Origin of the sequence: Coleofasciculus sp. E1-EBD-02 (genome assembly GCF_040218245.1) — a bacterium.
Lineage (GTDB): Bacteria > Cyanobacteriota > Cyanobacteriia > Cyanobacteriales > Coleofasciculaceae > Coleofasciculus.
In genome coordinates this window covers 1-8,589 of the sequence record NZ_JAVJQN010000189.1, presented here as the reverse complement: position 1 = coordinate 8,589, position 8,589 = coordinate 1, and the positions used below count along the sequence as shown (strand labels likewise).

Annotated in this window: 13 protein-coding genes and 2 pseudogenes; 8 read left to right on the top strand and 7 right to left on the bottom strand. The window is 46.1% G+C overall.

Annotated elements, in window-relative coordinates:
- A pseudogene (locus RIC07_RS29225) lies at window positions 1–207 on the top strand (RNA-guided endonuclease TnpB family protein); the annotation flags it as partial.
- Window positions 208–485: 278 nt separating this feature from the next.
- Window positions 486–752, top strand: coding sequence for a type II toxin-antitoxin system RelE/ParE family toxin (locus RIC07_RS29220; RefSeq protein ID WP_446397577.1), 267 nt, complete (start codon window positions 486–488; stop codon window positions 750–752).
- A 137-nt stretch (window positions 753–889) separates the two neighbouring features.
- Here the strand turns inward: RIC07_RS29220 and RIC07_RS29215 are convergent, their stop codons facing one another.
- The 3 genes and pseudogenes from RIC07_RS29215 to RIC07_RS29205 form a co-directional block, all read right to left on the bottom strand.
- Window positions 890–1,051, bottom strand: a complete 162-nt coding sequence (locus RIC07_RS29215) for a hypothetical protein (protein ID WP_446397576.1) — start codon at window positions 1,049–1,051, stop codon at window positions 890–892.
- A 452-nt stretch (window positions 1,052–1,503) separates the two neighbouring features.
- Window positions 1,504–1,593: pseudogene (locus tag RIC07_RS29210) on the bottom strand (type II toxin-antitoxin system RelE/ParE family toxin); the annotation flags it as partial.
- A gap of 23 nt (window positions 1,594–1,616) precedes the next feature.
- Window positions 1,617–1,805 (bottom strand): hypothetical protein, encoded by a 189-nt coding sequence (locus RIC07_RS29205; RefSeq protein ID WP_446368266.1) that lies wholly within the window; start codon window positions 1,803–1,805, stop codon window positions 1,617–1,619.
- A 6-nt stretch (window positions 1,806–1,811) separates the two neighbouring features.
- On the opposite strand from RIC07_RS29205, the gene RIC07_RS29200 reads away from it, so the two are divergent.
- The 3 genes from RIC07_RS29200 to RIC07_RS29190 all read left to right on the top strand — a co-directional run bounded on the left by RIC07_RS29200 (window position 1,812) and on the right by RIC07_RS29190 (window position 2,852).
- A complete protein-coding gene (locus RIC07_RS29200; protein ID WP_446397575.1) occupies window positions 1,812–1,991 on the top strand; it encodes a hypothetical protein in 180 nt (59 codons plus the stop codon).
- A 193-nt stretch (window positions 1,992–2,184) separates the two neighbouring features.
- A complete protein-coding gene (locus RIC07_RS29195) occupies window positions 2,185–2,418 on the top strand; it encodes an AbrB/MazE/SpoVT family DNA-binding domain-containing protein (protein WP_446397574.1) in 234 nt (77 codons plus the stop codon).
- Window positions 2,406–2,852: a type II toxin-antitoxin system VapC family toxin gene (locus RIC07_RS29190; RefSeq protein WP_446339926.1), complete on the top strand. Its 447-nt coding sequence runs from the start codon at window positions 2,406–2,408 to the stop codon at window positions 2,850–2,852. The genes RIC07_RS29195 and RIC07_RS29190 overlap by 13 nt, the downstream gene beginning before the upstream one ends.
- Here RIC07_RS29190 and RIC07_RS29185 read toward each other — a convergent pair.
- Genes RIC07_RS29185 through RIC07_RS29175 form a run of 3 tightly spaced genes read right to left on the bottom strand, consistent with a single transcriptional unit; the run spans window position 2,817 to window position 3,622 of the window.
- Window positions 2,817–3,107, bottom strand: a complete 291-nt coding sequence (locus RIC07_RS29185) for a PIN domain-containing protein (RefSeq protein WP_446382137.1) — start codon at window positions 3,105–3,107, stop codon at window positions 2,817–2,819. The genes RIC07_RS29190 and RIC07_RS29185 overlap by 36 nt on opposite strands.
- Window positions 3,104–3,388, bottom strand: a complete 285-nt coding sequence (locus RIC07_RS29180) for an AbrB/MazE/SpoVT family DNA-binding domain-containing protein (protein ID WP_446397573.1) — start codon at window positions 3,386–3,388, stop codon at window positions 3,104–3,106. The genes RIC07_RS29185 and RIC07_RS29180 overlap by 4 nt, the downstream gene beginning before the upstream one ends.
- Window positions 3,389–3,418: 30 nt before the next feature.
- Window positions 3,419–3,622: a hypothetical protein gene (locus RIC07_RS29175; protein ID WP_446397572.1), complete on the bottom strand. Its 204-nt coding sequence runs from the start codon at window positions 3,620–3,622 to the stop codon at window positions 3,419–3,421.
- Window positions 3,623–3,721: 99 nt separating this feature from the next.
- On the opposite strand from RIC07_RS29175, the gene RIC07_RS29170 reads away from it, so the two are divergent.
- The 3 genes from RIC07_RS29170 (at window position 3,722) to RIC07_RS29160 (ending at window position 4,878) form a co-directional block, all read left to right on the top strand.
- The gene (locus RIC07_RS29170) at window positions 3,722–3,979 is read left to right on the top strand and encodes a type II toxin-antitoxin system Phd/YefM family antitoxin (RefSeq protein ID WP_446397571.1); all 258 of its coding nucleotides are present in this window, start codon (window positions 3,722–3,724) and stop codon (window positions 3,977–3,979) included.
- Window positions 3,979–4,398, top strand: a complete 420-nt coding sequence (locus RIC07_RS29165) for a PIN domain-containing protein (protein WP_446397570.1) — start codon at window positions 3,979–3,981, stop codon at window positions 4,396–4,398. The genes RIC07_RS29170 and RIC07_RS29165 overlap by 1 nt, the downstream gene beginning before the upstream one ends.
- Before the next feature lie 342 nt (window positions 4,399–4,740).
- Window positions 4,741–4,878, top strand: coding sequence for a hypothetical protein (locus RIC07_RS29160; protein WP_446397569.1), 138 nt, complete (start codon window positions 4,741–4,743; stop codon window positions 4,876–4,878).
- Window positions 4,879–4,916: 38 nt separating this feature from the next.
- Here RIC07_RS29160 and RIC07_RS29155 read toward each other — a convergent pair.
- Window positions 4,917–8,589, bottom strand: a 3,673-nt coding sequence (locus RIC07_RS29155) for a S8 family serine peptidase (protein ID WP_446397568.1), incomplete at its 5' end; no start/stop codon positions are given.

Genomic DNA, 8,589 nt, shown 5'->3' with positions numbered 1-8,589 from the left:
GTATCGCAGCAAGTTTTAAGAGGATTAGATCGGAACTGGAGATCCTTTTTCGCCGCGAACTCTGAATTTAAAAAGCATCCAGATAAATTTATAGGTAGACCGAAAATCCCTGGCTATAAAGATACCCAAAAAGGGCGAAATATTCTAATTTATACAATTCAAGCGATAAGTCAAGTAGCCAGAAGAAAAGGAGTAGTCAAGCTATCGTGTATCTGGGGAAAAGGATAGACGCGATCGCAAGCCTCACCCATCCCTAAACGCGATCGCACCTTGCCACTACTGGACTGACACAGCTAAAATTGTGGAATAGATTTGACCGTGAAATTGGGCGCACAGGTATTTGTAGGGGCGGGCGCGAGCCGCTTAATTTTGATTTGTGTGATAACGTTTCAACAAAACCCGCCCTGACTCAAAATGGAGATGTGTTTTAGGCGATCGCTCTGTGTAAATCCAAACATCCCCAAGGCTTTGATTCCATGTGCATAATGAGCAAATATATTTTTAGTGCGCCAGCTCGTCAAGATTTAAGGCAAATAAAAAACTATATGGCACAGTTTAGTTTAAGTGCAGCTAGTCGTTTTCTTGATGCTTTTGAGGAAAAATGCCGTTTATTAGCGGATTTTCCGGAAATGGGACGTTCTCGTCAGGAACTCGCTCCTAGTTTACGCAGTTTACCTGTGGATAAATATGTCAACTTGCTTGGTTTGCAGCCATTTTTTTTGCTTCTAGGACTTCCATTCGTGCTAGCGTAGTTGCAGCTTCTGCTAGATACAGTGCAGTCATGGCTCGAATTGATGGGTCATTCTCCCAACGCAGTTCTTGGGAGAGGGTAAAAACTCTCGTTCTATAGGCTTCGATAGATTCTGAATCGATTGCGTATTTCATCGGTTTAACTATCCATGTTATGTGATGTGACTTGGATTCTCAGAAGTTGACGTTCGGCTTCTGAATAGATATATCGTACTTCTAAAAGTTCTCTAGCTAAGAGTTCCACTTCCTGTTCGGCTTCAGGTGGATTTAGTGCTGGATAGCACTCTCGACCCGCTTGCATTAATTAACAACACCAGAAACAGGGCGGGTTTAGTCACATCGAGGTGCAACCGAAAAGATAGTAGTAAAACCCGCCCCTACAGAGGATTGGGTCGCCCTTTATTCAATTCCTGGTGTCAAACGATCGCGCTTTTGATCAGGGATTAGCGCAAACCAGGAGGGAGAGGGCGATCGCACCCTGGGAGACTATCACCTTTGATTCGGGTGTAGGGGCGACCCGCTTGCATTAATTAACAACGGTGTCCGCTTAATTTGATCGGGTCGCCCTTTATTCAATTCCCGGTGTCAGAAAGTGTTTTTTGAGCGGTTATATGCTTTCCTGGATAGGCTTCCATCGCACTTTGGTGGGGAACGCTTTTATTCCTGGTGAGATGGTGTATCTGGGGAAAGGGGAAGCGTGATCGCTATTCTCACCATCCCAAAACTACCTTAACTCTCGTTTATCTTATCTGACTCCAGTAACCGTTTTCCATGAACAACTGCTGCGGAGTATGCAGCAGAATCATTGGCAATGTAGGAAGCAAGTGCCTCTACATCCTCAATTGCTTTGGGAGACCAGACTCAGACTACTTGATAAGCCATTGACTTAGACGCTTTTGGGCTTCTTCTTGGGGAATTGTACCTTGTGTTGCCGCCGCTTCTAATCCACGATAAACTTTCTCGATGACATACAGGTGATACTGAATATCTTCTAGGGAGCAGTCATCGGGTAATTGAGCCAAAAGGGAGGTGACAGCTTGCTTGGCGCTACTCATCGTTCTTTGCTTTACTGTATTTATCCCATTTTAGGGCGATCGCACATTCAATCGATCCCGATCACGCGATCGCACAGGGTTGATCAAACAGCTTCCATTCCTGGTGATCGGGTGTATTTGGGGAAGAGGCGATCGCACGCTGGGGATAGAGAAAGTGCGATCGCGTGGAAGTCCAGGTATTTGTAGGGGCGGGCGCAAGCCGTTTAATTTTGATGTTTGTGACAACTTTTCAACAAAACCCGCCCTGACTCAAAATGGAGGTGTGTTTTAGGCAATCGCTCTTTTGATCAGGAATTAGTGCAAACCGGGAGGGAGAGGGCGATCGCACTCTGATTCCATGTCAAGATAGTATTGAAATCAAACGATTCAGGTTTCGCCGATGACTGTGGCTCAAGTGAGTAGCAACTATGAAATTGAGATTCCGGTAACGATTCGAGAAGCATTAAAGCTGAAACCGGGGGATGCCTTAGAAATCAAAGTCGTGGATGGTGCTGTGGTTATGGTGCCCGTTCCTAGTTATACATCGCGCCTGTTTGCCAAACATCAAAATCTCTGGCGGGGGGTGGATGCTGTTGCCTATATTCGTGGGGAACGGGAGTCATGGCGCGATTAGATGACCTTGATGGGGTTACGATCGCTCTCGACAGTGTGATTTTCATTTATGCTTTAGAAGGAAATCCAGAGTTTGGCGAACTAGCTCGGAAAATTTTGGAGATGATTGAGCAAGGGAAGTGCCAGGGGGTTGCCTCTGATTTGGTGCTGGCTGAATTAATGGTTAAACCCTTGCGAGATGGATATCCTGAGATTGCCGAAGAATATGCTCAGGATTTACCCCGTTTTCCTAATCTGAGGTTTTGCCCGGTGACTCAGGTGGTGGTGATTGCAGCCGCCCGGTTACGAGGGAATAGCAATTTGGGCTTGATTGATGCTCTACATTTAGCGACGGCTGTGGAAGCTGGATGCAGGGTTTTTCTAACCAATGATGCTACACTTCGTTATCCCAACGCGGGTTTAGAGATTTGGATGCTTCGAGATATTGAAGATTGATGGATTGAGATCATCAGAAATTGGTACGTATTCAGGGGGAGGCGCGATCTGCACACCTAAATCGATCAATTGAGTGACTATCGTATCAGGATCTTGACCTCGTTCCGCCAGTTTAGAGAGAGTTTCTGCCCAGTTAATGGCGCTAATGACGGCTCCTTGTACTAAGATTTCAGCAAGGCGATCGCTCCCTGGTTCTCCTTGGAGATAGGCAAGAAGAGCAGAGGCATCCAGAACAGCACAAGGGTTTTGACTCACAAGTCACTCTCCCGACGCGCTTGTTGGCGACGCTCTTGAATGAGTTCATCGGCTAAACTAACATCGGGAGCAATATCTTTGAATAATCCTTGAAGTTTTTGGACTTGTTCGTGCAAGCTGACTAGGCGTAGGGTTTTGTCAGCTTCTACTATCAGAATAAAACGATCGCCTTCTTTCAAGTTGAGCTGCTTCTGTAGGGCAACTGGAAGAACTAAGCAACCTTCGGCTCCTAGTTGGAGGCTATACTGCTCTAAGGGTTGAGAGGGTGATATGGAGTCCATTGATAGATTCTGTTATATCCTTCATGTTTCCTACAATACCAGAGCTTTGTTTTGTCGGAGCGATCGCACAGGGTTGATCAAACAGCTTCCATTCCTGGTGATAGGGTGTATCTGGGGAAAATGGAAGGCGCGATCACAATCCTCACCATCCCCAAATGCGATCGCCCTAGGGTCAGGTAATCCCAGCAGTTGGTGACTAGAGATGGCTTTAGATAAGCTAAGAAAAAGGCTCATGTTAACCTTGGAGATAGTCTATGGTGGTTTATCTCACGGTAGTTTGAGATATAGTTGGACTAAGCCAGTCGTACAATTTTAGGGAGAGGTTCATTAATAATGAATAAGGTTACTGTAGAAGAAATTACTCAAGATTTAATCAATTATCTTCAACGGGCTAAGGCTGGAGAAAGTTTTGTGATTTTTCAAGCAGACCAACCGATTGCGAAAATTATTTCGACTAAATCTGAGGGGATTTTAGATGCTTTTGATGCTTTTCGCTCCAGAATCATTTCAGAAGAAATTGATTTAGATGGCGATGAAATTTTTGCCAATGTCCGGGACTACACCCCGGCTCCTGAAAAACCTTGCTGGTGATGAATATAAAATTCCTCCTGGATACCAATATTATTTCCGAAAGTATCAAGCTACAGCCTAATCATATTTTTCTGGAACGTTTTCGGCGGAATTTGGAAGAATCGGCGATCGCCTCTGTGACATGGCATGAACTTCTTTATGGGTTATACCGATTACCGGAGTCTCGGCGAAAAAAGATTTTGTCTGATTATTTAACCCAGGTGATTCAAGACAAAATGATCATCTTGCCCTACTGTCATGCTGCCGCCGAATGGTTCGCGGCTGAACGTGCCAGACTGACTGCTTTGGGTCGAATGCCTTCATACCCGGATGGGCAGATCGCTGCTATTGCTAGGGTTAACCATTTGATTCTGGTAACTCGTAATGTTTCAGACTTTACGGAATTTGAAGAACTGACGATTGAAAATTGGTTTGTTTAGCAGGCGATCGCTCTTTCGGAAAAAAACCGGGGCGATCGCACCCTGGGAGACTATCACCTTTGATTCGGGTGTAGGGGCGACCCGCTTGCATTAATTAACAACGGTGTCCGCTTAATTTGATCGGGTCGCCCTTTATTCAATTGGCGGTGTCAAACGGTGTTTTTTGAGCGGTTATATGCTTTCCTGGATAGGCTTCCATCGCACTTGGGTGGGGAACGTTTCTATTCCTGGTGAGATGGTGTATCTGGGGAAAGGGGAGGCGCAATCGCATTCTGGGAATAGAGGGGATGCGATCGCGTGGGAGTCCAGGTATTTGTAGGGGCGGGTAATGGTGCTTAATTTTTGATGTTATTGATCAGGTTTCAACAAAACCCGCCCGGACTCAAAATGGAGGTGTGTGTTTTAGGCGATCGCTCTTTTGATCAGGGATTGGCGCTAACCGGGAGGGAGAGGGCGATCGCACTTGGGAGAACCGGATGAAGTGCGATCGCAATTGTGATAAATTCCCCTACAAATTATTATTTGTATAACTTCACCAAACCCTTACGAACAGCGTCTTGAAAAACAGTTGGAATATGTAAACGACCAGAATTTGCAGGTGATTGGGGACGATTGGGATTAGACATATTAACGTTGGCTCGACCATTATGCACCTCTATGTGGGTATGAGCGCCAAAGCTATAACCCGTGTTACCTTCCCGTCCGATGAAAGTACCTGGCGCAATGGTTTTTCCTTTTATGCTTTCGTTGATGGAGCCTTCAGCCAAGTGCCAATATATGAAGGTCTTGTTTAGCTCTTTGTTGTAAATAGCAACAGTGCCATTGTATGCCCATTGCCAAATATTCTTATTTCCAAAAAATTCTTTTCCATTTTTGGCTTCGATCACTTCTCCGCCTACTAACGCATAGACTTTACCATCTACTCCATGACCATCTATAGAATCAGTGGCGTAACGATTTTTGTGATACCAATCGTATTCAGAACTTATAATGTTACCAACATTATCTTGATACAAGGTATTCAAGTAATCGGCTTCCTTGTAAATGTAATTTGGATTCGCTGGAGACTTGCCGCCACCATTACTACTCTCTTCGCTGACATAGTAAGCAGCAACATAGCCACGCTGACCATTAACTTCAACTTCGTACCAATCCTGTCGGTTATCTGGATAATAAGTTCCACCGTCAAGTTTGCGTAAAATGCTGAAAGTTGTTCCCACAGATAATTGAGCAAGAATCTGAGCGTTAGTATTAGGCTCACTCCTGAATCTCAGCGGAACACTACCAACTCTTGAGCTAACTCGACCTGTTTTAGGAGAAACCTCTTTAGACTCATTGACTGGATCTCGGAATGGAGAATTTCCAGGCTGAACATTCGCCACAATTAAATTCACCCCATTATCTCCTTTCATGGAATTAGGGTCATCGGTAAGGTCACGTTTGGTGAATGTGCCGTCACCCTTGGAAAGATAGAGGTTAGCACTGTTATGGTCATCGCTAGCCCAACCGCCTTTTTCTTGACGGATGAAATCATCTTTGCCGTCACCATTAAAGTCACCGACAATCAAATTCACCCCATTATCTCCTTTCATGGAATTAGGGTCATCGGTAAGGTCACGTTTGGTGAATGTGCCGTCACCCTTGGAAAGATAAAGGTTAGCACTGTTGTGGTCGTCGCTAGCCCAACCGCCTTTTTCTTGACGGATGAAGTCAGTTCGACCATCGCCATTGAAATCACCTAGAATCAGATTAACCCCATTATCCCCTTTCATGGAATTAGGGTCATCAGTTAAGTCGCGTTTGCTAAAGGTTCCATCTCCGTTAGCCAGATAGAGGTTAGCACTGTTATGGTCGTCGCTAGCCCAACCGCCTTTTTCTTGACGGATGAAGTCGGTGCGACCATCGCCATTAAAGTCGGCTTGACGTGACTTACGAACTCCCTTAAACCACCAAGATGGTTGTTCATCATATCGTAGTGCCTCAGTGCGACCATCGTTTCGGTTGTAAGCAATACGACCTCCTTGGAAGTCAGAGAAAATCGTATCGCTACTATGAATATATTCTCGACGAGTTGGCATTCCTAACCAATGACCAGCACCACCTAAATCGGTGTAAAATGCACCAATGGTTCCCCAGGTGACAACGGAGGCGTGACCATAAAGGTTATGAATTCGAGCTTTCCCATTCTCAGCGGCAAAGGCTTGCCAAACGGCTCGTTTGCCATCTTTGGTAAAGATATTTTCATCAGACCGAGGATAACCCAAATACACTCGCCGACCGTCTAAATCTCGACCTACGGCTCCCCCCATAAATTCATATTCATTTAAATTGTTGCCTAATACAGAGAAGGCTTTAGTCGCGCCATCCTCTAACATTAGGAGTACACGGTTCCCGTTGCGATCACGGAATTCTTGTGTCCAACCGTTACCCCAACGGTAAGCATCTTTTGTTGGCGTTAAACCGAACTCATTCCCATTAATTCGGCTATAAGCTTCCTGGAACAAATGAGGCGCACGCGAACTTCGACCAATTTGGCTGTTAATGATTGGGTTACTAATTGGTGGAGGTGTCACAGGTTTGCCGATTCCCGTCTGATATTTCACAGGCAGATAAATGGTTTGACCAACCTGCAAACGACTTGCTTGAGCTTCAGTAAATGTGCTGCCATCTTCTTTCTGAATTTCCCGCCAGCGGTTACCATCGTTGAGTTCTCGTTGAGCAATTACCCAAAGCGTGTCACCGGGACGCACAACGTAGGGGCGACGACCTGAAGTAGAGGGTGGCGGTTGTGGCGTTGTGGTATTGGAGTTATTGAGAACGTTGAAATAATTCTCAGCGATTTGTGCAATTTCTGCGGCTTTATCAATGCCATTGACAATCCGTCGCGCATTCCGAAAATCCCGGCTTGAGCCATTAATATAATCACTGAGCTTCTTACCTGTGAATGTGCCATCCCGCATCCCTTGCACCAAAATCTTCACCGCGATCGCTGGTTCAGATGCTTTGTGGGGTTGACTGACTAAATCAATACCGAGTCGTTGTGACCATTGGGTATAGTTAGACCGACCTGTAATCTGGACATAACCGCGCCCTTTGAACCGCCGTCCGTCTCCAGGCTGGGTATTGCCCAGATCCAGCCTGCCTTCATAAGCATCCCCAGAGGCTAATTCTTCCATCCAGCGTCCCAGATGAGATTCGTGTTGGGCTGTAGCCAGAATATAGGCAATCTGCCCGATATCGGTAACGCCACTGGCTTGACTTTCAGCTAAGATTTTAGGAATTGATTCCTGAGCGTAGGGTTTAAAGTAAGACGGAACAGCCGCAATAATTGGGTTGATATCAAAGTCGGCTGCCCGTTCCATCGGTGTGACTACATCCTCACCACTCCAAGTCTCAGGAATATCGATAGCAGGAATGGCATAGTCTTCAGGTTTCGTTACCTGCGCCAATCCCACGGCGGCGGCTAAATTCAATAATCCCGTTCCTGTTTGTGCATCCCAACCGGGTTCTGCTAAATCAGTCGCCGTAGACTTAAGAACCTCAATCACTTGGCGATAACTTAACTGAGGATTCGCCGCCCAAACCTGGGACACCGCCCCCGTTACCTTGGCTGTCGCCACTGAGGTTCCCGCCATTGTGCCAACACTATCCTCGACAGTAGACACAAGTGGATTCTCTGTTGTACCTCCCTCGGCTAAAATATCTAAACCCCTGCCATAACTGGAATAATACGCCCGTTGATAGGTTGGCGAGGGCGCAAGGCTTTGCGCCCCTACAGACGCCCCGACAGTATCGGTTTCTACCTGTTGCGCTGCACCTACGGTAATAATATTGTCAAACTCCTGAGACGCTTGACCCAATACCGACATTACATCCCCATCATTCCCGGCGGCGGTGACAATTAACACCCCATTCTGACGGGCATATTCAATCGCCGCCCGTTCTTCGGGTGTAAACTCATAACGGGTAGTTACACTACCATCGGAGTTCACTTGGGTTAAATCCAAACTCAGATTCACAACCGCATTCGGTTGACTTGATTCCTTCGCCGTATCGACAAACTCAACTAACGAATCTGCCCATTCTCCAGAACCAACCGCACGTCCTACCCATAAGGGCGCATCATCATTAATCCCATCGATGCCGATATCATTATCCTGTTGTGCCGCAATAATTCCTAAAACATGAGTC

Excerpts from the sequence above, each read along its gene's own strand:
- RIC07_RS29215 (WP_446397576.1), bottom strand. The coding sequence starts at position 1,051 with ATGCAAGCGGGTCGAGAGTGCTATCCAGCACTAAATCCACCTGAAGCC.
- RIC07_RS29190 (WP_446339926.1), top strand. The coding sequence starts at position 2,406 with ATGGCGCGATTAGATGACCTTGATGGGGTTACGATCGCTCTCGACAGT.
- RIC07_RS29220 (WP_446397577.1), top strand. The coding sequence starts at position 486 with ATGAGCAAATATATTTTTAGTGCGCCAGCTCGTCAAGATTTAAGGCAA.
- RIC07_RS29170 (WP_446397571.1), top strand. The coding sequence starts at position 3,722 with ATGAATAAGGTTACTGTAGAAGAAATTACTCAAGATTTAATCAATTAT.
- RIC07_RS29205 (WP_446368266.1), bottom strand. The coding sequence starts at position 1,805 with ATGAGTAGCGCCAAGCAAGCTGTCACCTCCCTTTTGGCTCAATTACCC.
- RIC07_RS29180 (WP_446397573.1), bottom strand. The coding sequence starts at position 3,388 with ATGGACTCCATATCACCCTCTCAACCCTTAGAGCAGTATAGCCTCCAA.
- RIC07_RS29195 (WP_446397574.1), top strand. The coding sequence starts at position 2,185 with ATGACTGTGGCTCAAGTGAGTAGCAACTATGAAATTGAGATTCCGGTA.
- RIC07_RS29175 (WP_446397572.1), bottom strand. The coding sequence starts at position 3,622 with ATGAGCCTTTTTCTTAGCTTATCTAAAGCCATCTCTAGTCACCAACTG.
- RIC07_RS29165 (WP_446397570.1), top strand. The coding sequence starts at position 3,979 with ATGAATATAAAATTCCTCCTGGATACCAATATTATTTCCGAAAGTATC.